This is a genomic window from Neisseria benedictiae (genome assembly GCF_958267435.1).
GTDB classification, from domain to species: domain Bacteria; phylum Pseudomonadota; class Gammaproteobacteria; order Burkholderiales; family Neisseriaceae; genus Neisseria; species Neisseria bergeri.
This window is the reverse complement of sequence record NZ_CATQFV010000047.1, coordinates 1-267: the sequence shown is the minus strand read 5'-3', so window position 1 is coordinate 267 and position 267 is coordinate 1. Positions and strand designations below refer to the sequence as shown.

Annotated in this window: 1 protein-coding gene; it reads right to left on the bottom strand. The window is 50.9% G+C overall.

What is annotated here, in order from left to right:
• On the bottom strand, positions 1-267 hold a 267-nt coding region (locus tag Q3O12_RS04475), incomplete at both ends, for a transposase (RefSeq protein WP_301669539.1).

Genomic DNA, 267 nt, shown 5'->3' with positions numbered 1-267 from the left:
TGGTGGCGTCAATGACGGCGGCGGATGCTTTCTCTACTTTTAAGCCTTTTTCGGTCAGTTGGCGGTTAATCAGTTCCAACAGTTCAAACAGGGTATTGTCTTGAGCCAGCCAGTTGCGGTAGCGGCATAAAGTACTGTAATCAGGGATGCTCAGTTCGTCAAAGCGGCAAAACAGGTTGAAATCGATGCGGGTGATGAGGCTGTGTTCGAGTTCGGGATCGGAGAGGCTGTGCCATTGTCCGAGTAGGACGGCTTTGAACATGGACA